This is a genomic window from Asticcacaulis sp. P2_B1, from assembly GCF_056404915.1.
In genome coordinates this window covers 79,780-104,680 of record NZ_JBFUDD010000014.1, presented here as the reverse complement: position 1 = coordinate 104,680, position 24,901 = coordinate 79,780, and the positions used below count along the sequence as shown (strand labels likewise).

24 protein-coding genes are annotated in these 24,901 nt (G+C 60.2%); 10 read left to right on the top strand and 14 right to left on the bottom strand.

Translation table 11 applies throughout. From position 1 onward, the window contains the following. Positions 1-24 precede the first annotated feature (24 nt). Entirely contained in the window at positions 25-822 is a 798-nt protein-coding gene (gene gluQRS / locus AC1DX3_RS20885) for a tRNA glutamyl-Q(34) synthetase GluQRS (protein ID WP_476991274.1), read from the top strand. A 70-nt stretch (positions 823-892) separates the two neighbouring features. Here the strand turns inward: gluQRS and AC1DX3_RS20880 are convergent, their stop codons facing one another. After that, positions 893-1,096 carry a cold-shock protein gene (locus AC1DX3_RS20880; protein WP_476991273.1) on the bottom strand — a complete coding sequence of 68 codons (204 nt, stop codon included), beginning with the start codon at positions 1,094-1,096 and terminating at the stop codon, positions 893-895. A gap of 435 nt (positions 1,097-1,531) precedes the next feature. Here AC1DX3_RS20880 and AC1DX3_RS20875 point away from each other — a divergent pair, with 435 nt between their 5' ends. From AC1DX3_RS20875 to AC1DX3_RS20850, 6 genes are all read left to right on the top strand, one after another. Next, positions 1,532-2,638 (top strand): alpha/beta hydrolase, encoded by a 1,107-nt coding sequence (locus AC1DX3_RS20875; protein WP_476991272.1) that lies wholly within the window; start codon positions 1,532-1,534, stop codon positions 2,636-2,638. Next, positions 2,635-3,153: a DUF1285 domain-containing protein gene (locus tag AC1DX3_RS20870; protein ID WP_476991271.1), complete on the top strand. Its 519-nt coding sequence runs from the start codon at positions 2,635-2,637 to the stop codon at positions 3,151-3,153. Before AC1DX3_RS20875 ends, AC1DX3_RS20870 begins: the two co-directional genes overlap by 4 nt. Positions 3,154-3,247: 94 nt before the next feature. Next, complete coding sequence (locus tag AC1DX3_RS20865) at positions 3,248-3,754, top strand: RcnB family protein (protein ID WP_476991270.1); 507 nt, start codon at positions 3,248-3,250, stop codon at positions 3,752-3,754. Between the two features lie 146 nt (positions 3,755-3,900). Continuing rightward, positions 3,901-4,602, top strand: coding sequence for a hypothetical protein (locus AC1DX3_RS20860; RefSeq protein ID WP_476991269.1), 702 nt, complete (start codon positions 3,901-3,903; stop codon positions 4,600-4,602). A 192-nt stretch (positions 4,603-4,794) separates the two neighbouring features. Next, a complete protein-coding gene (locus tag AC1DX3_RS20855; protein ID WP_476991268.1) occupies positions 4,795-5,232 on the top strand; it encodes an RcnB family protein in 438 nt (145 codons plus the stop codon). 53 nt (positions 5,233-5,285) lie between these two features. Beyond that, positions 5,286-5,681, top strand: coding sequence for a hypothetical protein (locus tag AC1DX3_RS20850; RefSeq protein ID WP_476991267.1), 396 nt, complete (start codon positions 5,286-5,288; stop codon positions 5,679-5,681). 107 nt (positions 5,682-5,788) lie between these two features. Here AC1DX3_RS20850 and dxs read toward each other — a convergent pair whose 3' ends face one another. From dxs to AC1DX3_RS20815, 7 genes are all read right to left on the bottom strand, one after another. Further along, complete coding sequence (dxs, locus tag AC1DX3_RS20845; protein WP_476991266.1) at positions 5,789-7,705, bottom strand: 1-deoxy-D-xylulose-5-phosphate synthase; 1,917 nt, start codon at positions 7,703-7,705, stop codon at positions 5,789-5,791. A gap of 42 nt (positions 7,706-7,747) precedes the next feature. Beyond that, positions 7,748-8,611, bottom strand: a complete 864-nt coding sequence (locus AC1DX3_RS20840; protein ID WP_476991366.1) for a polyprenyl synthetase family protein — start codon at positions 8,609-8,611, stop codon at positions 7,748-7,750. A 125-nt stretch (positions 8,612-8,736) separates the two neighbouring features. Next, positions 8,737-8,973 (bottom strand): exodeoxyribonuclease VII small subunit, encoded by a 237-nt coding sequence (locus AC1DX3_RS20835; RefSeq protein WP_476991265.1) that lies wholly within the window; start codon positions 8,971-8,973, stop codon positions 8,737-8,739. Beyond that, the gene (locus tag AC1DX3_RS20830) at positions 8,970-9,614 is read right to left on the bottom strand and encodes a histidine phosphatase family protein (RefSeq protein WP_476991264.1); all 645 of its coding nucleotides are present in this window, start codon (positions 9,612-9,614) and stop codon (positions 8,970-8,972) included. The genes AC1DX3_RS20835 and AC1DX3_RS20830 overlap by 4 nt, the downstream gene beginning before the upstream one ends. Positions 9,615-9,741: 127 nt before the next feature. Continuing rightward, positions 9,742-10,974 (bottom strand): class I SAM-dependent methyltransferase, encoded by a 1,233-nt coding sequence (locus AC1DX3_RS20825; protein WP_476991263.1) that lies wholly within the window; start codon positions 10,972-10,974, stop codon positions 9,742-9,744. 162 nt (positions 10,975-11,136) lie between these two features. Further along, the gene (locus AC1DX3_RS20820; RefSeq protein WP_476991262.1) at positions 11,137-14,004 is read right to left on the bottom strand and encodes a glycoside hydrolase family 31 protein; all 2,868 of its coding nucleotides are present in this window, start codon (positions 14,002-14,004) and stop codon (positions 11,137-11,139) included. Between the two features lie 156 nt (positions 14,005-14,160). Then, positions 14,161-15,828, bottom strand: a complete 1,668-nt coding sequence (locus AC1DX3_RS20815) for a DUF5597 domain-containing protein (protein ID WP_476991261.1) — start codon at positions 15,826-15,828, stop codon at positions 14,161-14,163. Between the two features lie 193 nt (positions 15,829-16,021). Here AC1DX3_RS20815 and AC1DX3_RS20810 point away from each other — a divergent pair, with 193 nt between their 5' ends. After that, the gene (locus AC1DX3_RS20810; RefSeq protein ID WP_476991260.1) at positions 16,022-16,717 is read left to right on the top strand and encodes a FadR/GntR family transcriptional regulator; all 696 of its coding nucleotides are present in this window, start codon (positions 16,022-16,024) and stop codon (positions 16,715-16,717) included. Between the two features lie 30 nt (positions 16,718-16,747). Here the strand turns inward: AC1DX3_RS20810 and AC1DX3_RS20805 are convergent, their stop codons facing one another. From AC1DX3_RS20805 to AC1DX3_RS20795, 3 genes are all read right to left on the bottom strand, one after another. Then, positions 16,748-17,989 carry a glycoside hydrolase family 27 protein gene (locus AC1DX3_RS20805; protein ID WP_476991259.1) on the bottom strand — a complete coding sequence of 414 codons (1,242 nt, stop codon included), beginning with the start codon at positions 17,987-17,989 and terminating at the stop codon, positions 16,748-16,750. A gap of 307 nt (positions 17,990-18,296) precedes the next feature. Then, positions 18,297-18,746, bottom strand: coding sequence for a hypothetical protein (locus AC1DX3_RS20800; RefSeq protein WP_476991258.1), 450 nt, complete (start codon positions 18,744-18,746; stop codon positions 18,297-18,299). Positions 18,747-18,845: 99 nt separating this feature from the next. Then, positions 18,846-19,637: a TrmH family RNA methyltransferase gene (locus AC1DX3_RS20795; RefSeq protein WP_476991257.1), complete on the bottom strand. Its 792-nt coding sequence runs from the start codon at positions 19,635-19,637 to the stop codon at positions 18,846-18,848. Positions 19,638-19,816: 179 nt separating this feature from the next. Here AC1DX3_RS20795 and AC1DX3_RS20790 point away from each other — a divergent pair, with 179 nt between their 5' ends. Then, positions 19,817-21,220 carry a glutamine synthetase family protein gene (locus AC1DX3_RS20790; RefSeq protein WP_476991365.1) on the top strand — a complete coding sequence of 468 codons (1,404 nt, stop codon included), beginning with the start codon at positions 19,817-19,819 and terminating at the stop codon, positions 21,218-21,220. An 11-nt stretch (positions 21,221-21,231) separates the two neighbouring features. Next, the gene (locus AC1DX3_RS20785) at positions 21,232-22,509 is read left to right on the top strand and encodes an NAD(P)/FAD-dependent oxidoreductase (RefSeq protein ID WP_476991256.1); all 1,278 of its coding nucleotides are present in this window, start codon (positions 21,232-21,234) and stop codon (positions 22,507-22,509) included. Here the strand turns inward: AC1DX3_RS20785 and AC1DX3_RS20780 are convergent. The 3 genes from AC1DX3_RS20780 to AC1DX3_RS20770 are packed head-to-tail and all read right to left on the bottom strand — an operon-like array spanning position 22,485 to position 24,894. Beyond that, positions 22,485-22,679, bottom strand: a complete 195-nt coding sequence (locus tag AC1DX3_RS20780; RefSeq protein WP_476991255.1) for a hypothetical protein — start codon at positions 22,677-22,679, stop codon at positions 22,485-22,487. The two genes, AC1DX3_RS20785 and AC1DX3_RS20780, sit on opposite strands and share 25 nt — an antisense overlap. Before the next feature lie 35 nt (positions 22,680-22,714). Next, positions 22,715-23,446, bottom strand: coding sequence for a site-2 protease family protein (locus AC1DX3_RS20775; protein ID WP_476991254.1), 732 nt, complete (start codon positions 23,444-23,446; stop codon positions 22,715-22,717). A gap of 41 nt (positions 23,447-23,487) precedes the next feature. Next, positions 23,488-24,894, bottom strand: a complete 1,407-nt coding sequence (locus tag AC1DX3_RS20770; RefSeq protein ID WP_476991253.1) for an aspartate aminotransferase family protein — start codon at positions 24,892-24,894, stop codon at positions 23,488-23,490. Between the last annotated feature and the right edge of the window lie 7 nt (positions 24,895-24,901).

The window sequence follows — 24,901 nt, the reverse complement described above, 5'->3', positions numbered from 1 at the left end:
GATTGCGGAAGGTATGTAACAACAATGACCTATCGCACGCGGTTCGCCCCCTCCCCCACCGGCTATCTCCACCTCGGTCACGCATTCAGCGCATTGACGGCGTTCGAAGCGGCGCGGGCGAACGATGGCGCGTTCGTGCTACGTATCGAAGATATCGACCATACGCGCTGCCGGCCGCCGTTCGAGGCGGCGATTTACGAGGATCTGGCGTGGTTGGGACTGAGGTGGGAAACGCCGGTTCTGCGTCAAAGCGAGCATCTGGCGGACTATCAGGGTGCGTTGGACCGGCTGAAGGCCATGGGCGTCCTCTACGCCGATCACAGGACGCGCAGCGGGCAGGTTGAAGCGGCCTTGAGCGCGCCGCAGGAAGGCGATGTCGAGGTCGGGGGCGCCATGGGTAATCCGGCGTGGCGGTTGTCGGTGACGGCGGCTTTGGAGCATTTGGGGCGGCCCGAGTTGCGGTTCAACGATCTTCATGCCGGGCAGCAGGTGGCGCGGCCGGAGATCAATGGCGATGTCATTTTGGGCCGCAAGGATATCGGCGTGGCCTATCATCTGGCGGTGGTGATCGACGATGCGCGCCAGGGCATCAGCCATATCCATCGCGGTACGGACCTGTTCGACGCCCCCCATACCCAGGTCCTGTTGCAGGCGCTGCTGGGACTACCGACACCGGTCTATGCCCATCATCCGTTGTTGTTGGATAGCGAAGGCCGGCGATTGGCCAAACGCAAGGGTTCGAAAGCGTTGCGCGACTATCGCGGCGATGGGATGACGGCGGAGGATGTCCAAGCGATGATCGCGACGGCGCCTAAGGCGTAAAAAAGCCCAATAAAAAAGCGCGGTCCGCTCATCGCGGACCGCGCTTTTCAACTCATATCCTGGCAGGTGCTTAGAGAACCCGGAGATCGACCGCTGCGGTCTTGCCGCGTTCGTTCTGCAGTTCGTAAGCCACCTTCTGACCGTCGGCGAGGCTTTGCAGGCCCGCACGCTGTACAGCGGAAATGTGGACGAAGACGTCGTTGCCGCCTTCGGAGGGCTGGATGAAACCATAGCCCTTTGTTGTGTTAAACCATTTGACCGTACCTTCGGCCATGTGCGCTCTCCTATGGTCTCGAGCTGTTATCGAGGCGTGAGGCTTTGAACCCTCACAAATACAATCAGGTATCTCGGTAGCAGCAGGTCAGGACCAAAGCGCCGGAGGGTACCCCGAACCCTTCAATCCCTTTAGCATAGGCAGCCAGACTAACGGATTGTGGCGGCATTAAGCCGCACGATCCGGATTTGGTCAAACAAAAATACAGCCCGGGAGGCGAATCCGTGCCCGATTTGTCGAAGATTCTGGCTAAAATGTCCCACTTTTCGGAGTTTTTCCGGATTTTATCCGAAAATCCGGCAAGGGCGACCGGCCGTCGAGGGGGGCGCCTAGCCCCTTGCGAGGTAGCCCGCGCCGCGATTGAGCGCTTACTAAAACGCATTTTATCCGATATATCGGCATGAATGTCCGGCATTTCACGTCCCCTGAGGCTGCATGCAATCGTCTACCCTACGTCTCTGGCTGCTGAAAAAGGTGCTGTCCCTGCCCGTTCCGGTGCTGCGTTCGCTGGCGGGCAGCGGTGTCGTCCATGTCGCCGGCCGAACCCTGGATGCCCAGATTCAGTTCCTGTGGCGGACCTGGTTCAACACCACGCCCGGACGGGTGCCGCTGGCCTTAAGCGACAAGAGTCTGGAAGCGGCTCGCCAGGACTGGCAGGATACGGCCGCCTTCCTGGGTCAGCCGTCCGGCGTCAAGGTCAGATACGAGACAATCGGCGACGGGGCGACCTCGACGGTCGGTGGCGGTGCGCCCGTACCCGGCCTGCTCATCCGTCCGGTCCGGATCGCGCCCGACGCCCCTCTTCTGGTCTTCTTTCATCAGGGCGGCGGCGTTCTCGGCGGGGCGCAGCTCAGCCGGGCCTTTTGCAGCGTCTTCGCCCATGAGGCGCGCTGTCCGGTATTTATCCCGGAATACCGGCTGGCGCCGGCTCACCGCTTTCCGGCGGCCCTGGACGATGCCCGCACCGCTTTGGAATGGGCGCAGGCCCATGCCTCACGCCTGGGCGCCACGTCGGGCGAGATCGCGATCGGCGGCATATTGACGGGCGCCAGCCTGGCCGCCCGGTTGTGCCTCGATCTCAAGCGCGACTTCAAACCCCTGCCGGTGGCGCAATTGCTGGTGACGCCCCTGCTCGATTTCAGCGATGCCGGCATCAAGGCGCATGCCAATCTCGGTTTGTGGCCGATGACGGCCGGCGATCTCGATATCATGATCGCCCATTATGCCGGCGCCGGCACCGATTTGACCGATCCGCGGATATCGCCGGCGCGCGAGAGCCTGATTATCGGTCAGCCGCGCACCTTTATCGTGTCCGCTGGTCTCGATCCGCTGGCCGACCAGGCCGAGGCCTTCGTCCATCGTTTGCTAGCGGCACGCACCCGCGTACTGTATCGCCGTTACGATACCCTGCCACTCGGCTTCGACCTGTTTGCCGGTGTCGTTCACGAGGCTCGCGCCGCCGTCATGGACATGGCGCAGAACTGGGTCGAGCTACTGCGCAGCGGTCATGCCGAGCCCGATCTCGTCCAGGACGTGGCGTGACAGATCTGACGCGCCTTTACAGCGACGCGGGCGGCCAGGCCGGCAAGCTTCCGCCGGTCGAAACCTGGCATCCGGCCTTCTGCGGCGATATCGACATGCGCATCGCCCAGGACGGCGCCTGGTTTTACAACGGCAGCCCGATCGTACGCCCGGCCATGGTGCAGTTGTTCGCCCGTATCCTGCGTAAGGAGGACGGGAGCTATTTCCTGGTCACGCCGGTCGAAAAGGTCGGCATTACGGTCGAGGATGTACCCTTTATCGCCGTGGAGATGACGGTTTCCGGCGACGTGCTGACCTTTCGCACCAATGTCGGCGACGTGGTCGAGGCCGATGGCGATCATCCCCTGCGATTCGATGTGACGGAAGGTTTCCGCCCTTACCTGCATGTCCGGCAGGGTCTGGAAGCGCGTTTGAGCCGGCAACTGGCGCAAGACCTGGCGGGCGTGGCCGAAGACGATGGCGCGGGTCTTTATATCCGCTCGGGCGCGGCGATTTTCCGCCTGCCTTCCTTATAAAGCGCGCCGGATATGACGGGCTTGTTCACAGCAGGTTCATAGCCACCATCGTATGGTTGTATCACTGGGGCAATCAAACCAAAGGATTAGCACTGTGAAACATCTTCTCAAAACGGCGGCTATCGCCGTTATCGCCGGGACATTCGCGCTGGGCAGCGCCGCCTCGGCGCAATCGTGGCAAGGCGGTCATCACGACCGTGGTGGCCAGGACAATGGCTACCACCGCGGTCATGACAACGGTCATCGCGGCGGCGACCGGGATAACCGTCGCGACAACGACCGTCACGGCGGCGGCTGGGGCGGAAATGGCGGTTACGAACACCGCCGTTATGATCGCGACGATAATCGTGGCTATAATCGCGGTTATGGTCATCAACAGTCCTACCGCAATTCCGGCTGGCACGACCGTTCGGACTGGCGCCGCGGCGGCTATGTCGCCCGTTATGACTGGGATCGCGGCTATCGCGTCGACTACCGCGGCCACCGCCGCCTCTACAGCCCGCCCTATGGCTATGAATGGCGCCAGGTCGATGACAACTACGTCCTGGCAGCGATCGCCAGCGGTCTGATCGCTTCGATCATTATCAACGACGGATATTAGGACCGAGGCCGGAGCAATCCGGCCTCTTTCTTGTTCCCACTGCGCGACCTCGGTCGATACTTTTTTGAATTTCAGTCTCGCGAGGTATTTAGGCGTGACTTTCCAAAGGTCGCTGTTATCTTTCGCTGCATTTGGAGGGTAATATAATGATCGACAGACGCATTTTTATCGCGGGCCTTACGGCCTGCCTGGCTGGTCCGGCGGTGGCTGAGGACACGACTGAGACGGTCGCCGTCATTCAGTCGCAAGTGGAAGATATTGTTGCTCAATTCATGATCAGTGCCGGGGACCTCGTCAAAGGCTTCGCAACACCGAAGGTCGTGTTGGGCTTTACGCCCGAGTTATCCTGGATCAAGCCTGACGGCAGCGAAGTGCATACGGCGGCATGGGTCCAATGCCCGCCGGAGTTTCAGGGTTTTATCGCATCCCTGCTGGGCGATACTCCACCGATGGCGCCCGGCGTCTTCTTTGGTGAAGTCTTCAATGCTTTTTTGGTGCCGCACGAAATGTCCCATTTCGTCGACGCCAAGCGGGACAATCTGCGCAATGGCGGCCGGCTTTATGACGGCGAAGTCCACGCCAATCGGGTGGCGGTCGCCTTCTGGCTGACTCAACCCGACGGCAAGGCGCGCATGGAGCGCTTGATGTCGGCGGTCGAGGTTGTGGAATCCCATCTCCCCAGCCCCGTACCCGAGGGGCAGGACCGCATCGCCTATTTTGAGGCTAATTATGAAAAGCTGGGCAGCGATCCGGCGGCCTATGGCTGGTACCAGTTTCGCATGTTCCTCGACGCCTGGGCCCTGCGCGACGAACACGATTTTCAAACCCTGCTGGCGGCCGGCGCGTAAGGCAAAACTCACTTCGCTCAGAATCATAGCCGCAACGAAAATTGAAGACGGCGCCGCCTTATGGGGCGCCGTTTTTCGTCGACGATCCTTATAAAATCCTTATGTAAACCTGACAGTGGTGTTCATGGCACGTTCATGGTGAGACTCATAAAATACGCTTCATTGGGGCAATCAAAGTGAAGGATTATCGCCATGAAACATCTTCTGAAAGCAGCGGCTGTCGCCGTCATTGCCGGGACCTTCGCCCTTGGTGGCGCGGCTTCGGCGCAATCCTGGCACGGTCATCACGACCGCGGCCATTACGATAACGGTTACCACCGTGGCGACCGGGATCATTACCGTGACCATGACAACCGCCGTTATGAACACCGCGGTTACGATCGCGGCTATTATCGCAGCTATCAGCCCACTTATCGTTATTCGGGCTGGCACGATCGTTCGGACTGGCGCCGCGGCGGCTATGTCGCCCGCTATGACTGGGACCGCGGCTATCGCGTCGACTACCGCCACTATCACCGCCTCTATGCCCCGCCCTATGGCTATGAATGGCGCCGGGTCGACAACAATTACGTCCTGGCGGCGATTGCGACCGGCCTGATCGCGTCGGTCATCATCAACGACGGATATTAAGACTGAAAACGGCGCTTCCTTTCGGGGGCGCCGTTTTCTTGTTATAAGACGGGATGAACAAGGATCGCCCCACCATTAATATGCCGCCGGCCGAAAAGAAGCGACTGAGCTATGCCAAGGATTGCCGGAATTCTTACGGCAACAACGACAAGGCTGCGCGTAAGGCCATGCCCCTGCGCAAGGCTCTTGAAAACCGGCGTCAACGGCATAAAGGTGATGCCGCACTGGCGCGGATATCGTCAGTAGATGATCGAGTCGCGGACGTGCTTGAAAGCTCAGTGCGGCAGAATGCTTTCCGTGTCGGCGGCTGGACGAAATGTCCTGACACGCCACTGGGCGTAGGCGTCAAAAATAAAAAGGAAGTCATCCTTAGCCGGTATAATGCCAAGGCAGCACGCCGCCTGAAACAGGCTGCCTTTTATGCGATCCTAAAGGGCAAAGGTCTTTAGAAGTCGTCGTATCAAAGACAGAAAGAAAGTACCCCTCATCCGGCAGGCTGAAGCCCGCCACGACACCAGCCGCTCGGCCTCTCCCTTTGAATGGGGAGAAGGAAACCTCAACGCGTCACGGCCTTGGCGATTGTCGCGTCGTCGAGGCCGAGCGCCTGTAACGCCGTCAGGGTGATTCCGGCAGCATCCAGTCCGGCGTCGGCATATTGGTTGGCCTGGCTGTCGTGGTCCTGATAGCGGTCGGGCAGAACAAGCGTTCGGATCTTTAGCCCTGAGTCGAGAGCGCCCTCGCCCGCCAGATAATGCAGCACGAAGGCGCCGAAGCCGCCCATGGCGCCCTCTTCCACCGTGATCAGGCATTCGTGGTGCCGCGCCAGTTGCAAGACCAGTTCACGGTCCAGCGGCTTGGCAAAGCGGGCATCGGCCACCGTCGTCGACAGGCCACGCGCCGCCAGCATATCCGCCGCCTTCATGGCGTCGCCCAAACGCGTGCCGAGCGACAGGATGGCGACCTTGGAGCCTTCGCGCAGGATGCGGCCCTTGCCGATGGCCAGCAGCTGCGCCTGTTCCGGCACGCCGATGCCGGTGGCTTCGCCGCGCGGATAGCGGAAGGCGCACGGACCGTCGTCATAATCGGTGGCGGTGGCGATCATGGCCGCCAGTTCGGCTTCGTCGGCGGCCGCCATGATCATCATTTGCGGCAAGGCGCCGAGATAGCCAATATCGAAGGCGCCGGCATGGGTCGCTCCGTCGGCACCGACCAGGCCCGCGCGATCGATGGCGAAGCGCACCGGTAGGTTTTGCAGGCTGACATCGTGCGCCACTTGGTCGTAGCCGCGTTGCAGGAAGGTCGAATAGAGGGCGCAGAACGGCTTGATGCCCTCGGCGGCCAGGCCGGCGGCGAAGGTGACGGCGTGCTGTTCGGCGATACCGACGTCATAGACGCGGTCCGGGAAGACTTCGCCGAAGCGGTCGAGGCCGGTACCCGACGGCATGGCGGCGGTAATGGCGACGATTTTCGGGTCGCGCCGGGCCTGTTTGATCAGTTCCGAGGCGAAGACATCCGTATAGCTGGGGGCATTGGCCTTGGGTTTGGCCTGTTCGCCGGTGACGACGTCGAACTTGGCGACGCCGTGATATTTATCGGCGGCGGTTTCGGCCGGAGCATAGCCCTTGCCTTTTTGCGTCACGACGTGAACCAGGACCGGGCGGTCATTGATGTCGCGGACGCGCTTCAGCACGGTCAGCAGGTGGTCCATGTTGTGACCGTCGATGGGGCCGACATAGTAGAAGCCGAGTTCTTCGAAAAAGGTGCCGCCGGTGACCCAGGTGCGCGACAGCTCTTCGGATTTGCGCACCATTTCGAACAGGCCGCGCGGCAGGCGTTCGGCGACGCTCTTGCCCCAGCGGCGGACCGCCTGATAGGCGCCGCCGGAAACCAGGTTGGCAAGATAGGCGCTCATGCCGCCCACCGGGGGGGCGATCGACATGTCGTTGTCGTTGAGGATGACCGTCAGATTACGCGTCGTTTCGGCGGCATTGTTCATGGCTTCATAGGCCATGCCGGCCGACATGCTGCCGTCGCCGATAACGGCGATGACCTTGTTGCTTTCGCCCTTCAGGTCGCGGGCGGCGCAGAAACCGAGGGCGGCGGAAATGGACGTCGCCGCGTGGGCGGCGCCGAACGGATCATAGGGGCTTTCGGAACGCTTGGTAAAGCCCGACAGGCCTCCGCCCTGGCGCAAGGTGCGCATGCGGTCGCGGCGCCCGGTCAATATCTTGTGCGGATAGCATTGGTGGCCGACGTCCCAGATCAGGATATCCTTCGGCGTCTCAAATACGTGGTGAATAGCCACCGTGAGTTCGACGACGCCGAGCGCCGAGCCCAGATGTCCGCCGGTCTTCGATACGACATCGATCGTTTCGGCGCGGACCTCTTCCGCCAAGGCGCGGACCTGGGTCGGGCTGAGGTCGCGGATATGGGTGGGGTCGGACAATGTGTCCAATATAGGCGTCTGAGGCATACACACTAACCAGTAACTGGCGGAACTAAGTTTAGCCCTAGGTCAGTTGCGCCGATTGAGAACGAAGTCAACACTATCACGCAAGTATCGCGCTTTTCCGCCGAAAATATCAAGCCGTGACTTGGCCTGGTCGCTGAGAATCTTGACGCGRCCCTTGGCTTCTTCGAGGCCCAGCAGGGTGACGAAATTGGTCTTGCCCTTGGCGGCGTCCTTGCCGCCCGACGCCTTGCCGAGCAAGTCCGGGTCGCCTTCGACATCGAGCAGGTCGTCGGCGATCTGATAGGCCAGGCCGAGATCCTGGGCGAAGTGCATCAGGGCCATGCCATCGCGCTCCGACGCATCGGCGACGATCAGCGGAATTTGAAAGGCATAGACGATGAGCGCGCCGGTCTTGAGGCGCTGCATGCGGGCGACGCCGCCGAGATCGTCATGGACGCCCAGGAGGTCGATCATCTGGCCGCCGGCCATGCCCTGCGCGCCCGAGGCCTGGGCCAGCAGACGCACCAGTTCGCAGCGGACATTGGCATCTTCGTGGGTGTCCTCGTGCGCCATGATCTCGAAAGCCACGCTTTGCAGGGCGTCACCGGCCAGGATGGCGGTGGCTTCGTCATAGGCGCGGTGGACGGTCAGTTGGCCGCGGCGGATGTCGTCGTCGTCCATGCACGGCAGGTCGTCGTGGATCAGGCTATAGGCATGGATGCATTCGAGAGCGCAGGCGGCGCGCAGGACGGAGTTTTCGTCGGCGTCGAACATGCGGGCCGCTTCGAGGGCGAAGAAGGGGCGCAGGCGTTTGCCGGGTCCAAGCGCGGCATAGCGCATGGCTTCGGTCAGGCGCGATTCCGGGCCTTCGCCGCGCGGCAGGAGTTGGTCCAGCGCCATGGTAACCAGGTCGGCCGTCTCGGCCATGCGCGTGTGCAAGGGCGGCAGGTCGGAATTGGCGGCGACTGGGGTCAATTGCGTTCCTATTCGTTTCCAAATTTCAATGAAATTTGGCAAGGGCGACTGCCCGCCCGAGCATATACGAGGTACTCTTAACTAAACTCGGTTGGATTAACGCTTTCGACGGCGCCGGTCTTGGACAGCGATATTTTTTCGACCTGCAAACGCGCGGCTTCGAGTCGCGCTTCGCACAGGGCCTTCAACTCAGCGCCTTTTTGATAAAGTTCCAATGACTTTTCCAGCGGCGCGCTGCCGGATTCCAGTTCGGTGACGATCTTTTCCAGTTGCGCCAGGGCCGCTTCGAAGGACAATTCAGTGGTTTCGGTCATCGGCGTTTCCTCAATTCGTAGCGGCGGCAACCCCAGTATTTAAAGCCCTGCTCGAGAGTCTTTATAAAGCCCATTTTCTTCAGTTCAAGGCTGATCATCAGGTTGAAATAGCCGTGGGCCAGAACGAGGACATCGCCGCCCTCCTCCGCCTTGGTCACGAGGAAATCGGCCATTTCGCGGGCGCGGACGACGGCCTGAGCTCTGGTCTCGCCGGCGCCGTGGCCGTTGAAATACCACCACCAGACCCGGGCGACGAATCCCCAGCCCCAGCTGTTGGGCGACATCTTGATAAAAGACGGCAGGTGCGGCGGCGGCAGGGGTGCTTCGATCAGTTGTGGCATCTCGACGAAACCGCGCCCCTGACAGACGGCGCGGGCGGTTTCGACCGAACGCAGCAGGGTCGAAGAATAGATATAGCGCGCCTCACGGGCAAAGACGTGCAGGATCGGCGGGGGCGTCTGGCCTTCCAGCAAGCCGACGGTTTCGTATTTCGCCCACCAGTCGCGATAACCGCGCCAGTCGAGTTTCACGCGCCGCGACAAGGCCGGCTCGCCGTGGCGCACCAGGGTAATGGCTCCCACGGCGCGCGAGGCGGCGTCAGCGGGACTTTTGCCCTGGTCGATAGAATTTGCGTCGTGCACCCGGCCCCCAAATCATCGAAGCCGCAGGCGGATTCGGTGTTGGCGTGAAAACAGACGCCGTTGGTAACGTCCTTAATCCCGGCAGACAAGTTTTTTATAGTAATAGAATTGTGACCCGCCGGTAGGGTTAGTCCGCGCGTTGCAGTTCCAGATGCACGACGCTGGTGCGCTCGGTGCGGAAGCCGGCCTCGCAATAGGCCAGATAGAACAGCCACAATTTGCGGAAGTTGGCGTCAAATCCCTTGATCCGGCCTTCCTTCCAGGCGTCTTCGAAGCGCTGACCCCACTGTTTCAGCGTTTCGGCATAGTCGTGGCCGAACTTGAAATTGGACATCAGTTTCAAACCGGCGCCCTGAGTTTGCTCGACCAGTTTTTGCGCGGATGGCAGCATGCCGCCCGGGAAGACGTATTTCTGAATGAAGTCGGCACGTTTGCGATAGTCGTCGAAGACCTCATCGGCGATGGTGATGATCTGCAGGCCCGCCTTCCCGCCCTTTTTCAAGACGTCGTGGAGCTTGTTGAAATAGACGCCCCAATAGGTCTCGCCGACGGCCTCGAACATCTCGATCGACACCACCGCGTCATATTCGCCGGTGATGTCGCGATAGTCCATAATCTTGATATCGACCTTGTCGGACAGGCCCAGGCGCTCCATGCGTTCGATGGCGTAATCGGCCTGGGCCTGGCTGATCGTCACACCGGTGACGCGGGCGCCGATGACCTCGGCGGCATATTGGGCGAAACCGCCCCAGCCGCAGCCGATCTCCAGTACATGCTGGCCCGGTTGCAGGTCGACCAGCTTGGCGAGCTTGGCGTATTTGGCGTTCTGGGCGGCCCCAAGGTCCTTGTGCTCCTTGAAGCGCTCGCCGGAAAACAGGGCCGATGAATAGGTCATGCTCTGATCGAGCCACTGATCGTAGAAACTGTTGCCGAGGTCGTAATGGGCGAAGATGTTGCGCTTGCTGCCCTCTTTCGTATTTTTGCGCAGGGCGTGCATGATATTGTTGATCGTGCGCATGACAAAATTGCCGGTGAACAATTGGCCGAGGCGCTCGGAATTGAGAGTCAGGACCTCCAGCAGAGTGGCCAGGTCCGGCGTATCCCATTCGCCTTCGCGATAGCCGTCGCAAAAGCCGATATCGCCCGACGCCATGACCCGTTTCATGAAGTTGAAGTCCTTGACCAGCAGGGTCGCTTCGGGCCCGGGCTCCGGTCCGACCAGCGTCATGTGCTCACCGGACGGAAAGATCACGTCCATGGTGCCGAATTGCCAGACCCGGCGCAGGGTTTCAACGCCCTTGCGCACGGTCATGGGTTGTTTTTGCAGATCGATTTGATTGTCGGACTGGGTGTGCGGCATGAACGGTAACCTTTGGCTGAAGGAACTACGCTCTTATACGACCCGCCGCGTGTGTTGGACGCCGGCGGCACCCATCAAATATGGCTCAGATTTACGATATGACAAGCATAAATGACAAAGGCCGGCGTTACCGCCGGCCTTTTCACAAGGACTTGATTATTATCAGCGTTTGACGACGACGGCGGTGCCGTTATAGGCGATTTCCTTGTCGTAATCGTCGAAACTGGCTGAGCTGGAGGTGCCCGGCGTGATGAAACGCACGCGGAAGACCCGGTTGGCGACCATGCCGTCATAACTGCCGGAACGCGCGCCGATCGTCAGTTCGCCGGTCTTGTCGTTATAGGCCAGCGGAATGCGGGTAAAGCCGCCCTTGACATAGGCATTGGACACGCCGTCGTCTTCATAGAGGCTGAACGTGCCGTCGGCGCCGGTATAGACATTGATGGTCAGGGGCGCGTCGGGCTTTTCATCGACATATTGCGTCACCGGACCGGTCGGGATGAGCGACCCAGCTTTGATGAACAGCGGGATCTGCGTTACGGGGGCTTCGACATCGATGGTCTTGCCGCCGGTCGATGTCTCACCGGTATAGTAGTTGTACCAGGAGGCGCCGGCCGGCAGGTAGACGCTGCGCGAGCGCGCGCCGTAGGTATAGACCGGAGCGACCATGATGGCGTGGCCGAACAGGTACTGGTCCTTGATATCCTTGACCTTCGGATCGGTGAAATCCATGACCAGACCGCGCATGATGGTGCCGGAATTGAAATAGGTGTCGGACGCCGTGGTGTAGATATAGGGCATCAGGCGGTAGCGCAGCTTGTCGTACCACACCATGGCGTCGCGCATGTCGCTGCCGTCGGGCGAGATGTTGAAGATTTCGCGCTTGACCACTTCGCCGTGGCTGCGGAACAGCGGCGAGAAGGCGCCGAATTCGAACCAGCGGAGGTTCAGTTCCTGCCATTCCTTGACGTCGGCCGGCGTCGATACCGAATTGCCGACCGAACGGTTCTCCTGGGCATCGCCGACATCGCCGACCTGGAAGCGGTTTTCCTGGGCATAGCCGCCGATATCGTGGGTCCAGTTCGGAATGCCCGACATGGAGAAGCTGACGCCGGCTGAAATCTGATCGTAGAGATTGTTCCATTCGCCGGCCGTATCGCCCGACCATACGGCCGCTGCATTGCGTTGCACGCCGGCAAAGCCCGAGCGTGTCAGGATGAATTGGCGCTTGTCCGGCTGGTCGCGCTTAAGGCCGTCATACATGGCCTTGGTGTTCATCAGGGCATAGGCATTGTGAACGATGGCGCCCGGCCCCATCTGGGTCGGCGTGATCAGCTTGGCGAAATCGGCCGGGCGCTCGTTGGAATTGACGTCCGGTTCGGTATTGTCCATCCACCAGGCGTCGAAGCCCTTGTCGATCAGCTTGTCCTTCAGCTGACGATAATAGATGTCGCGCGCGTCCTGATTATAGGGCGAATAGTGCGAATTGAGATAGCCCGGCCCGACCCAGTCCAGAGTGCCGTTCTTGACGTTCTGGGTGAACATATAGCCCTTGGACTCGAACTCTTTGTAATTGTCGGTATTGGCGTAGAACTTGCCCCAGATCGAAATCATGATGTGCGCGTGTTCGGCGTGGACGGCGTCGACCATGCCTTTCGGATCGGGGAACCGCTTCGGATCGAAATCGTGCGAGCCCCACTGGTCCTGCGGCCAGTAGAACCAGTCCTGGACCATATTGTCGATCGGCCAGCCGCGGGCACGGTAATCCTTGAGGACGCCCAGCAATTGATCCTGGGTCTCGTAGCGCTGACGCGATTGCCAAAAGCCAAAGGCCCATTTCGGCATCATCGGCGCCTGACCGGTCAGGTAGCGATAGCCGGCGATGGCGCCGTCGATATTGTCGGCACCGACGAAATAGTAGTTCAGGCCGGTGCCGGCTTCGGAGCTCAGGGTCAGGGCATGGGCGTCGGCTGCCGGCAGCGGATTGTCGTGGGTCACCGCGACCATGCCGCCGGAGGGCTGCCATTCGAGATGGAAGCTGACCGGCTTGCCCTTGGTGAAGCTTTGTTCAAAATTGTGGTACCAGGGGTTCCAGCCCTGGCGCCAAACGCTCATGACCTTCTTGCCGCCAATCGTCAGGTCGGCATAATCCGATGAATAGAGCTGCATCTTGTGGACGCCGGAGATGTCCGAGGTCATGGTGCCGTCCCAGACGACCTTGACCTTCTTGCCCTGGGTGGCGGTCTTGCTGAGCGCCGGGTCGGTGGGCCAAAATTCCTTGATATCCTTCAGGTACTGATACTTGATGTCGTCTTCGGTGCGCGTCAAAACCAGCTTGTCGTCGACATAGTAGCGCGCGGTCAGGCCGGGTTTTCCGCCTTCGTCGGCCAGTTTCAAATCGCGGCTGAACAGGGCATAGGGCGTCGGATTGCCCCAACGCGTGATCGAATTATTGTCCCACAACAGGCCGTAATTCTTGTCCGAGACGACGAACGGAATGGCGACGTCCATATTGTGTTGCGACAACAGCAGGTCTTCGCCGTTGAGGTTCATCTGGGCGTTCTGATGCTGACCCAGGCCGTAAAAGCCTTCGGTCGTGCCGGGATTGAACTGGGCATAGGTGGCGACATAGGGTTTGTCTTCGACCGTGACCGGGGTAATGGCGGCCTTGGTCTCGTTGAGGACGGCGACGCCCTTGTCGTTATAGAAGGTGATCAGGCCGGTTTTCAGGTCGATCTTGGCCGAGGCCTTGGGCGCCTTCAGGGTGACGAATCCCTTGGCTTCGGTAACGGGATAGTCGCCGGCTTGCGGCGTGGCGACGGTCATCAGGGACGGAATCTGTTCGCGGCCGGCGTCGTCGAGGGCCAGGACGTGGATGATCGAGTCGTTCATGACCTCGAGCCGGATTTCCTTGGCCGAGCCGGTGTCGGGATGGACGACGACGCCGGTCGCCGTTTTTTCATAGGTGCCGGCATGGGCAGCGCCTGCGAGTAGCGCGGTGGCCGATACCGTGGCCAAAATCCAAGTCATCTTCATCTCATCACTCCGTGATTATCGTTGCTTTTAACTCAGTCGGCCCACCCCACCAGCGGGGAGGTTCAGATATTCTTGATCCTCCCCGCTTGCCGGGGAGGGGGACCGCGCCCGAAGGGCGTGGTGGTGGGGCGCCTTTCTTACACCTAAATCTTACTTGTCGTAGGTGCCGAGGCGGACCTTCAGCACCACTGGCTTGCCGGTGAAGTTCAGGCCGTAGTCGGTTTCATCGCCATTCCACACGCGCTCGAACACCCAGACGCCATTGTTATAGTGGCCTTCTTCGACGCGGTCGAGCACCATGCCTTTATTGTCCTGGCCCTTGGCGAGGCCGAAGGAGATGCGGGCGTTGAGGCCGGTGACGAGGAATTCGTTGTCGGACAGTTTGGCGACCGCGACGCCGCCGCTCGGGACCTCGGAACCTTCCGGATAGCCGTTTTTGTGCTCCGGATCCCATTCCGGCATGCCGAACTGCCACTGGCGATAGGTCACCTTGGCCGACCATTTGGCGCCGAGGTCGAGGTCCTGGGCGGCATGGTCGTCGGGTTCCGAGACGCCCCAGACCTGGCTCTCGAAGCTCAGCTTCGCCCATTCGCGCGCCATCGGGGCGAACACGCCGTAGACACGGGCGAACGGCGCCACCATGGTCTCGTCCGTCGCCTTGGAGCCCAGCGGATAATTCGAATAGCCGGTATAGTCGAAACCGAACGGGTCGAAGCCGATCGCCTGCTGCCCGAGGACCGTATAGATATAACGGGAATAGATGGCGCTATTGCCGCTTTCGGCGACAAACAACGCATTGTCCGGGCGATGATAGAGTTTGAGCGTCGCTTCATAGGACGCTGAGGACGGCGAATAGTGGTCAGGCGCCAGGAGATCGATATGCGGCGCCGCCACCTTATAAATGTCGAGCATATTGTAGGTCGGGCCGCCCGAGGCATAGGAACCGGCCGGCTGTGCCGGGTTCAGCGGATCTTTCAGCGCGTCGTTCATATAGGTCGGTAGCGGATAGACCGCCTTGCCGGCCGCGGCGATGTCGTCGACATAGGTTGCGATCGACCAGGCATGAAAGCTTTCGTCGGCGTCGGCGCCGAAAACCTCATGCCAGTTACCCGGCTGCTTGCCGAGCTTGGCGACCAGGGCGGCCGGAACCGGCTGGTTCATCAGGGCGTCGGCCTTGGGCGAATAGTCGCGAGCGGCGCCATAAACCCCCACCTCGTTTTCGGGCTGCAGGATGATGACTGTGTGTTGTTCGCCGTCGATCGCCTTGATGTGCTTGACCAACTCGACATAGGCCTTCTTATCGGCCTCACGCGTCGAGTCGTAGAGGGGCGACAGCGAATATGACGTCGTGCCGTCCTTATTGGTCAGGCGGGGAAAACGCTTATTGTCGAGCTTGACCCAGGACGGCGTATAGTTGGGGCCGGTGTTTTTCCACGTGCCGAACCACAGGATATCGAGGCGTACATTATGCTGGCGCGCCTGAGTAATGAGGGCATCGACGAAGCTGAAATCGAAATGGCCTTCGGTCGGTTCGATCTGCTCCCACGCCACCGGCATGACCAGGGTATTGGCCTTCATATCGGCGATGGCTGGCCATACCTTGGGCAGCATGGCGGGATAATTGCTGGAATTGTTGGCCTGGCCCGCCAGCATGAGGAACGGCGCGCCATCGACCATCAGGGCGAACTTGCCGTTCTTTTGCACGAGTTGGGGCATGGGTTTGGCGGCCTTGGGGGCCGCGCCGGCCGCCGTGGCCAAGCCAGCCAATGATAGCGCTATCATCGCGCCGCCGAGATATTTCATTGTGAAACTGGCCATCGATCCTCCCAAATGATTATCGCCGCGCGTTCATATATGACACGCTTACTTTACTTGTAAAAATTGTCATACAATAGGTCCGCACCCGGCGACAAGCCACAAATGACGAATCTTGTTTTGTCATATCATTTTTGTGTAAGCTCAGGCCAAGCGTGCGCGAATCCCTCGCCGGCGCGACCAGAAAGCCTCATTCATGCGCTCCGAACACGGCGTCAGCCTGGCCTATGGGCTCCTTAAGACGCTTGGGCAATCGATCGTCACCGGCGAATTCGAGGGCCAGCAGTTTCCCACGGAAGCCGAGCTTTGCGTCCGTTACGGCGCCAGCCGCACCGTCATGCGCGAGGCCGTCAAGATGTTGTCCGCCAAGGGTTTGCTGAGTTCACGCCAGCGCCAGGGCACACGTATCGAGCCGGTCGACAACTGGAACCTGCTCGATCCCGACGTCCTGTTGTGGCTGATGGAGCGCCCCTACTCCAACAAGATCTTCCTTGAATTCACCCAGATGCGTTTGGCCATCGAACCGACGGCCGCGGCCCTGGCGGCCGTTGTGCAGAACCGCAAAGCCATCGCCAATATCCGTGAGGGCCTGGAGGCCATGGTCGCCACAGCCGGCGACGCCGAAGCCGCTTTGCAGGCCGACATCGATTTCCACGTCGCCATCCTGATGGCCTCGGGTAATCCGTTCTTCTGGCGCCTGAAACCCTTGATCGTCAACGCACTCAACCTATCGATCCAGCTGACCAACAAGATATCGGGCCACACCGCCAATATCGCCTCACATGAGGCTATCCTGGTCGCCATAGAAAAGGGTGATTCCGAGAGCGCGAAAAAAGCGTCCGAAGCCATCCTGCTCGAATCACTGAAACTGATCGAGGCGGCCCAGCCCTGAGCCGCCTCTCTGGCCGTTATGCCTTGGGCGTTAGACCTTCGGTGTGACCCGGACCATGACGACGCCATGCGACGGCACGGTGGCTTCGAACTTGCCCTTGACGCCCTTGCTGACCGTCTTCGACCACAGATCCTTGACATCGGCCTTCATGGCCGCCGGCAGGTGCAGGGCGTCCCAATCGACCGACATGGCGTGGCTGTCCGCCGAACGGTTGAGCAGGATGACGGCCTGATCGCCGCCCTTGAGCGGCCGCGCCCAGACTTCGAAATCGCCGTCGTCGGCAATCTTGCGGCCTTCGACGCCCAACGCGTCCTGGTCGATGGCGATGACGTCCTTATTGGTCAGGATGGCGACGGTTTCCGGCGACATGGCCGCCAGATCATTGCCGGAAATCAGCGGCGCCGCCAGCATGGCCCACAGCGAAAAGTGAGCTTGATATTCGGTATTGCTCATGCCGCCATTGCCGACTTCGAGCATGTCGGGGTCATTCCAATGGCCCGGTCCGGCGAAGCTGTCGAGGCCGACCTGCATGTCCAGGATGTCGAGCACGCCGTGCTCCCATTCCTTGCTCTTTTCGTTCTTGATCCAGGCGTCGCTGATGTCGCCGGTGGTGCGCCACATGTGGCCGGTCTCGGCCGCCCACAGCCAGGGCTTCGCCGTGCCCCACTCGCACATCGAAAACAGGATGTCGCGGCCTGATTGGCGCAAAGCATTGGCCATGATGGTATAGCTGGTCTGGGCGTTGGCCGAACCGGTGAAACACCAGTCGTATTTGAGGTAGTCGACACCCCAGGCGGCGTATTGCTTGGCGTCCTGATATTCGTGCCCCATGCTGCCCGGACGGCCGCCGCAGGTCTTTTCGCCGGCATCGGAATAGATGCCGAACTTCAGGCCCTTGGAATGGATGTAGTCGGCCAGGGCCTTGATCCCCGAGGGAAATTTCACCACGTCGGCAATGATATTGCCGGCGTCGTCGCGGCCGGTCTGCCAGCAATCGTCGATGACGACATATTGATAGCCGGCGTCCTTCATGCCCGACGATACCATGGCGTCGGCAACGCCACGAACCTTGGCCTCATCGATCGAGCAGTTGAAGCGATTCCACGAGTTCCAGCCCATGGGCGGCGTGGCGGCCAAGGCGGGTTTGGCGGCCAGGGTCAGGGCGCCGTCGGCATGGGCCGCCATCGGCAGGGCCACGGCGGTAATGCCGCTCAACAGGCACCCGATGAGAAGGCCTGGGGCCTTTAATTTCAATGATTTGAACGCCAACATCAGCCGTCTCCCATAATGTTTGTTTTCGCTAATAAATAATACAATAGGCGGGGACGCAAGGTTTAATGCTGAATGGCCGATTAAATATTTTAATTTGCATTATTCATAAACATGGGTTATTGTATTTTTGAAAACGAGTCTTTGCGGCTTTCCCAAGATTTGTGATCCTCTGATTTAGAGTCCTCCCCTGTCCTTGACTTTGCCCCTCGACCGTTTCGGTCCGAGGGGTTTATTTTTGCTCATACGGCAAAAGACCCGGCTGTTGTAACACAGCCGGGCATAATCAGCTTATTGGCGGGCGATCAGCCTACTGGAAGTCGTCCATCAGGCGCGGCGCCGTCAGACCGACCGGTCCAAGATAGGCGTGCGGCGCCATCGACGATATCAGCGACGGACCATAGCTCAGGGCATCGATATGGATCATGGCGTGGTTAAGAGGCGGCACAACGGGTGCGGCGTCATGGGTGACGGATTCCGGTGCAGCCGCGGCGGAAAAGACCAGGGAATCCAGTGCGGACATATCCGCGTGCGATCTCACATTATGTGTGGCAATGGCGTCGACGATCGCAGCCGTATCGACATGACGGGCCGGCGACCCCAGACTGCTCGCGGCGTTCGATGCCGCGGCATGGTGCGTAAACGAGGTCTGGTGAAATTGCGGTACAATAAACTCGGACAGGCTGCTTTGCCGCGCTTGGACCACGTCCTGCCGCGTCGGGTTCCAATCCAGGATAAATCTGCCAGCAACGCGCAACATGAGCCCCTCCGCCGTAATATGACGTCAATCCTGAAATAATAGGCCAACAATGTTTAAACACAAGTGAAAATTGCAGCCCACATAACGCCGGTCGCGCCCCTAAATACGGCACATATGGTACAGAACGATGCCGCTGGTCGTCGCCACATTCAGGCTGTCGAAACCGCCGCTCATGGGGATTTGCACCGTGGTGCAGGCGGCCATGATGTCCGCCGAGAGTCCTGCCCCTTCGGCGCCGAAAATGCAGGCCAAGCGCTCAGCCGGCACGACAGCATCGAGTGTGGTGCTGCCGGACGGGCTGAGGGCATAGGGCGTCAGATCGTGACGGCGCAGGACATCGACGAGATTCTCGTCCTTGCCCACACGAAAATGCGGGACCTGGAAGACGCCGCCGACGCTGACGCGAATGGCCTTGCGATAGAGCGGATCGCAGCAGGTTGTGTCGAGAATGACGGCGTCGATACCGAAAGCCGCGGCATTGCGCATCAGCCCGCCCATATTGTCGGTATTGGCGATGGCCGACAAAGCCAGGACCCTGATGCGCTTTTTGGCCGTTAACACATCCGTCAAACCCTGCGAGAGTTGGTAACGGCCAAGCGCCAGATAGCCGCGGTGGACGGCAAAACCAGCGACGCTATCCATCACGGTCTGATCGACTACATAGACCGGCGCCCCAGCATCGAGGTCTGAAATATCGAGATTTTTCAAGCGCTCAGGTGTCGTTAATACGCTCGTACACACGCATAGTGGCGAGTGAAAAAGCCGTTCCAGCACGACCTTGCCTTCCGCCATGAACAAGCCTTCCCGCCCCGTCAAGTCGCGATCCTTGACGTCACGATAGAGCGCCAGGCGATCGTCTGACGCGTCCGTGATGGTGATGATGTCTGCCATGGCTTGCCTTTGCCGCGCCTTTGCAATATTGTGATCACAATTCGTCACGATACCCCGGCAGCTTGATCGCTGCGGACCCTGGGTCGCATTTCCTAAATGCTCTGGCTGGTGTCATGATCCAAAGTCAAGTCTCAAACCGATTCCCGCAAAAGAGCCCCGTCATGTCCCACGACAGCTATATGAAGTCCAAGAACAAACGCCACAAGATGGTCTTCGCCAAGCGTGGCGCCAAGGATCTCGAGGAAGCCACGGCGTGGCTGGCCAGCCAGAACATCGAGGAAATCGAGTGCATGGTGCCGGACCTCGCCGGCGTGGCGCGCGGCAAGATCATGCCGTCGAAGAAATTCCTCAACGCCCCCTATATGAACCTGCCTTTGGCGGTGTTTTATCAAACCATTACAGGCGATTATCCGGACCTTGAAGGCATTGTCGGCACGGTCCAGTCCGATACCGACATCTTCCTCAAGCCCGATTTTGCAACGCTCGCCGCCGTGCCGTGGGCCCACGATCCGACGGCCCAGGTCATCCACGACGCCTATCATCCCGACGGCCGCCCCGTCGAGGAAAGCCCGCGTCAGGTGCTGCGTCGCGTGCTCGGCTACTATGAAGCCAAGGGATGGAAGCCGGTCATCGCGCCCGAGCTCGAATTCTACCTCGTCGAAAAGAATATCGACCCCGACTATCCGTTGAAGCCGCCGATCGGGCGTTCGGGCCGGCCAGAGACGGGCCGACAGGGCTATTCGATCTCGGCGGTCAACGAATTCGACGCCCTGTTCGAGGACATGTACGAATATTCCGAGAGCCAAGGGCTGGAAATCGACACCCTGATCCACGAATCGGGCGTCGCCCAGATGGAAATCAACCTGCGCCACGGCGATCCGCTTGAGCTGGCCGACCAGGTTCTGATGTTCAAACGCACCATCAAGGAAACGGCGCTGGAACACGACATCTACGCGACCTTCATGGCCAAGCCGATGGCCAATGAGCCGGGTTCGGCCATGCATATCCACCAGTCGATCTGCGACGCCAAGACCGGCCAGAACCTGTTTTCCAACGCGAAGACCGGCGAGCCGACCGACGCCTTTTTCGCCTTTATCGCCGGCCAGCAGAAATACATGCCGGCCATCACCTCACTGCTGGCGCCCTATGTCAATTCCTATCGCCGCCTGGCCAAGGGCTCGGGTGCGCCGGTCAATACGCAGTGGGGTTATGATAACCGCACGGCCGGCCTGCGCGTGCCGCCGTCGGACGCCGCTAACCGCCGCCTGGAAAACCGCATCCCGTCATCCGACGCCAATCCATATCTCGCCATCGCCGCCGTCCTGGCTTCGGGCTATCTCGGCATGGTCGACAATTTGAAGCCCTCCGATCCGGTCGAACAGGATGCGGCTTCGCTGCCGTCGGGCGACCTGCCCTACTCGCTGGTCCAGGCGGTCATCAAGCTGGAGCGCTCGCAGCCGATCATCGATATTCTGGGGCCGGCGTTCGTGACGGCCTATACGCGCGTCAAGCTCTACGAATATGAGACCTTTATGCAGACGATCAGCCCGTGGGAACGCGAATTCCTGCTGCTCAACGTCTGATATCGGGTGTCATGAAGAACCCAGGTCACTCCGCGGATTCGTGGTACGTCGCCACGACCGAGATCCCCGCCTATCCGGCGCTGAACGGGCGCCACGTCACTGACGTCGCCATTATCGGCGGCGGCTATACCGGTCTGGGTGCCGCGATCGAGCTGGCGCGTCAGGGCGTGCATGTGACCGTGCTCGACAGTGCGCAGATCGGTTCGGGCGCCTCCGGCCGCAATGGCGGTCAGATCCATACCGGCCAGCGCCTCGCTCCGCAGCACCTGGAGACTCTGCTGGGCGCCGATGCCGCCCGGCAGTTATGGGACATGTCGCAGGACGCGCGTGCCAGTCTGAGCGATCTGATCGCGATGCGCGCCATCGACTGCGATTTGAAGGACGGTCTGATCCACAGCTGGCATAAGCCCGGCTTCGCCGATGACGACCGCGCCTATGCCGACTTCGTCCGCGAACGCTATGGCTATGACAAGATTAGGCTGCTCGACAGGGCTGAGGTCGCCGCCGAACTGGGCACGGACGTCTACCATGGCGGCATATTCGACGGCGGCGGCGGACATCTTCATCCGCTGAAACTGGCGGTCGGCATGGGCCGCGCCGCCGCCGCCCATGGCGCCAGGCTGTTCGAAAACAGCCACGTCACGTCCTATGGGCAACGCAGCGACGGCATACACCTTACCCTGGCCAACGGCGCCACGGTCGTCGCCCAGCGGCTGCTGATCTGCGGCAACGGCTATATGGAAGGTCTGAATGAGGCGGTCGACGCCCACGTCATGCCGATCAACAATTTCATCCTGACGACCGAGCCGCTCGACGATCCGAACATCCTGCCGCATGATTATGCCGCGGCGGATTCGCGTTTCGTCGTCAACTATTGGCGCAAGACGCCCGACAATCGGCTGTTGTTCGGCGGCGGCGAGAATTACACGCCGTGGTTCCCCAAGGACCTGAAGGCCTTTGTCCGCAACAATATGCTGAAAGTCTATCCGCAACTGGCCGGCATGAAGATTAGCCATGCCTGGGGCGGCACCCTGGCCATTACCTTGTCGCGTGCGCCGTTCGTGCGGCAGTTGGCGTCTAATATCTTTGTCAGTGCCGGCTACAGCGGCCAGGGGGTGGTCCTGGCGCCCTATTTCGGACGGTTGCTGGCCCGCGCGATCACTGGTGACGCGAAAGATGTCGAGCTCTTGGCGCAACTGCCGACGCCGGCCTTTTTCGGCGGGCGACTGCTGCGCTGGCCAGCCCTGGTCGCGGGACTGAGCTATTATGCGCTGCGCGACAGGCTGTAGCGCAGGATAAGATCAACTGCGGATGCGTGATGAAGCCTGAGTAAAGGTTTGATCCACAGATAAGCCAGATAAGACCAGATGGCGCTGCGCGCCTGAAAATGGCCTGCGGCGCAAAGAAATTGCCCCCAAATCTGGCTTATCTGGCTTATCTGTGGATCAAAACCTTGCATGTTTCCCCACGAATCTCGCCGTTGACGTTGAGACTTTAACGCCAGAATTGGAAGCGATCGAAAGCGAGCCACACCGGTCGCATATCGATATCGAGCGGCCGGATAATCAAGGCCATCAACGGCACGATCACCTTGTAGCCGAAGAAAAAGATCAGGGCGAACAAGGCGAGATTGATCACGCCCATGAACTTGCTGGTCAGCACAGCCTGGAGGCGTCGCGGCAAAAACGGTTGGATAGCGCCGAAGCCGTCCAGGCCCGGGACAGGCAGGATATTGAGCACGAACGCCATCAGCTCGAAAAAGAACAGCAACATCAAGGCGTCGCCGGCAACGCTGCCGTGGGTCATCTGAGCCAGGATCAGCACAATGACGGCAATGAGCAGGGTCGAGGCTGGGCCTGCCAGGGCGACCAGGGACTGCTGCCAGCGGTGGGTGATGAAATCATTGCGGATCATGACCGCGGCGCCCGGCAAGGCGACGCCGCCCATGACCAGGGCGATGATTGGGAAGATCAGGCTGGTCGGGCCATTGATATATTTGACCGGGTCGAGCGTCAGATAGCCGCTTTCGGCGATGGTTGTGTCGCCGAAGGCTGACGCCGTCGCGGCGTGGCTATATTCGTGGACGCAGACGCTGATGATCCAAGCCAGGAGGACGAAGACAAAAGTTTCGATGGCGGCCATTTGGGGCCAGACGACAAGCGCCAGCCACGCAGCGAGACACGCCGCTGCGAGGCCGAGGAAATTCCAGCTGATATCGGTTTTCATGGCCGACACATGGCCACTATCCAACCAAAAGGCAAGCGGTGTTACAATGCCCGCAGGATCGGCTCGGCCTCGTTCAACGATTTTTCGATGGTGTCGACAAGTTGGTCGATTTCGGCTTCCGTGACGATCAGGGGCGGACACATGACGATGCTGTCGCGGATACCGCGCACCATCAGTCCGTTTTTGATGCACAGATCGCGGACAACCGGACCGGCCTTGCCTTCGGAACCGGTGAAGCGCTTGTTCGTGCCCTTTTCCGCCACGATCTCGACGGCGCCGATCAGGCCCAGCGAACGCGCTTCACCAACCAGAGGATGGCTATCGAGACGGCGCAGGGCCTTGGCGAGATAAGGTCCCGTGACCGTACGCGTACGTTCAATAAGGTCTTCGTTTTCCATGATTTCAATATTGGCCAGGGCAACCGCTGCACAGGTCGGGTGCCCCGAGTAGGTGAAGCCGTGGACAAAATCGCCGCCCTTGTCGATCAGGACGTCGACGATCTTCTTAGAGACGCCAACGGCCGAGATCGGCAGGTAGCCCGAGGACAGGCCCTTGGCCATGGCAATAATGTCGGGCTTGATGCCGTAATGCTGATGGCCGAACCAGTAGCCGAGACGGCCGAAACCGCAGATGACTTCGTCGCAGATCAACAGGATGCTGTATTTGCGGCAGATGGCTTCGACCTTCGGCCAGTAGGATTCGGGCGGAATGATCACGCCGCCGGCGCCCTGAACCGGTTCGCCGATAAAGGCGGCGATCTTTTCCGGACCGACGCTCAGGATACGATCCTCAATCGATTGCGCGACACGGGTCGCGAAAGCGTCGGGGTCTTCGCCAAAGCCTTCACCGAAGGGATAAGGTTGCAACACATGTTCGACGCCAGGAATTGGCAGGTCGCCCTGTTCGTGCATAAACTTCATGCCGCCCAACGAGGCGCCGGCGACGGTCGAGCCGTGATAGGCATTATGCCGGGAAATAAAGACCTTGCGATCGGGCTCGCCCTTCAGGTCCCAGTAATAGCGGACCAGGCGGAAGACCGTATCATTGGCCTCGGAGCCCGAGGAATTGAAGAAGACGTGGGTAAGATCGGGATTTGACAGCGCCATCTTTTCGGCAATCTTGGCGGCCAATCGTACGGGCGGTGGCGTCGCCGTCTTGAAGAATGTGTTGTAATAGGGCAGTTCCAACATCTGTTCATAGGCGACGCGGGCCAGTTCTTCACGGCCGTAACCGACATTGACGCACCACAGACCGGCCATGCCGTCGAGCAGGGAATGGCCTTCGGCATCGGTGATCGTGCAACCCTGGGCGCGCGTGATAATTCGCGATCCGCCCAGTTCGTGCTGCAGCTTGTAGTCCGTCTGCGCCGGCAGGTGGTGGGCCAGGTCGAGGGCTTTCAACTCGGCCATGTCGTAATTGCGCAGGGGTGGTTTGACGGGGATGGTCATGGGCGGC

What these genes read in the sequence shown, in the direction of transcription:
- gluQRS (WP_476991274.1), top strand. Translation starts at nt 25, where the DNA reads ATGACCTATCGCACGCGGTTCGCCCCCTCCCCCACCGGCTATCTCCAC.
- AC1DX3_RS20880 (WP_476991273.1), bottom strand. Translation starts at nt 1,096, where the DNA reads ATGGCCGAAGGTACGGTCAAATGGTTTAACACAACAAAGGGCTATGGT.
- AC1DX3_RS20875 (WP_476991272.1), top strand. Translation starts at nt 1,532, where the DNA reads ATGCAATCGTCTACCCTACGTCTCTGGCTGCTGAAAAAGGTGCTGTCC.
- AC1DX3_RS20860 (WP_476991269.1), top strand. Translation starts at nt 3,901, where the DNA reads ATGATCGACAGACGCATTTTTATCGCGGGCCTTACGGCCTGCCTGGCT.
- AC1DX3_RS20855 (WP_476991268.1), top strand. Translation starts at nt 4,795, where the DNA reads ATGAAACATCTTCTGAAAGCAGCGGCTGTCGCCGTCATTGCCGGGACC.
- AC1DX3_RS20850 (WP_476991267.1), top strand. Translation starts at nt 5,286, where the DNA reads ATGAACAAGGATCGCCCCACCATTAATATGCCGCCGGCCGAAAAGAAG.
- dxs (WP_476991266.1), bottom strand. Translation starts at nt 7,705, where the DNA reads ATGCCTCAGACGCCTATATTGGACACATTGTCCGACCCCACCCATATC.
- AC1DX3_RS20835 (WP_476991265.1), bottom strand. Translation starts at nt 8,973, where the DNA reads ATGACCGAAACCACTGAATTGTCCTTCGAAGCGGCCCTGGCGCAACTG.
- AC1DX3_RS20825 (WP_476991263.1), bottom strand. Translation starts at nt 10,974, where the DNA reads ATGCCGCACACCCAGTCCGACAATCAAATCGATCTGCAAAAACAACCC.
- AC1DX3_RS20820 (WP_476991262.1), bottom strand. Translation starts at nt 14,004, where the DNA reads ATGACTTGGATTTTGGCCACGGTATCGGCCACCGCGCTACTCGCAGGC.
- AC1DX3_RS20815 (WP_476991261.1), bottom strand. Translation starts at nt 15,828, where the DNA reads ATGGCCAGTTTCACAATGAAATATCTCGGCGGCGCGATGATAGCGCTA.
- AC1DX3_RS20810 (WP_476991260.1), top strand. Translation starts at nt 16,022, where the DNA reads ATGCGCTCCGAACACGGCGTCAGCCTGGCCTATGGGCTCCTTAAGACG.
- AC1DX3_RS20805 (WP_476991259.1), bottom strand. Translation starts at nt 17,989, where the DNA reads ATGTTGGCGTTCAAATCATTGAAATTAAAGGCCCCAGGCCTTCTCATC.
- AC1DX3_RS20800 (WP_476991258.1), bottom strand. Translation starts at nt 18,746, where the DNA reads ATGTTGCGCGTTGCTGGCAGATTTATCCTGGATTGGAACCCGACGCGG.
- AC1DX3_RS20795 (WP_476991257.1), bottom strand. Translation starts at nt 19,637, where the DNA reads ATGGCAGACATCATCACCATCACGGACGCGTCAGACGATCGCCTGGCG.
- AC1DX3_RS20790 (WP_476991365.1), top strand. Translation starts at nt 19,817, where the DNA reads ATGAAGTCCAAGAACAAACGCCACAAGATGGTCTTCGCCAAGCGTGGC.
- AC1DX3_RS20785 (WP_476991256.1), top strand. Translation starts at nt 21,232, where the DNA reads ATGAAGAACCCAGGTCACTCCGCGGATTCGTGGTACGTCGCCACGACC.
- AC1DX3_RS20780 (WP_476991255.1), bottom strand. Translation starts at nt 22,679, where the DNA reads ATGCAAGGTTTTGATCCACAGATAAGCCAGATAAGCCAGATTTGGGGG.
- AC1DX3_RS20775 (WP_476991254.1), bottom strand. Translation starts at nt 23,446, where the DNA reads ATGAAAACCGATATCAGCTGGAATTTCCTCGGCCTCGCAGCGGCGTGT.
- AC1DX3_RS20770 (WP_476991253.1), bottom strand. Translation starts at nt 24,894, where the DNA reads ATGACCATCCCCGTCAAACCACCCCTGCGCAATTACGACATGGCCGAG.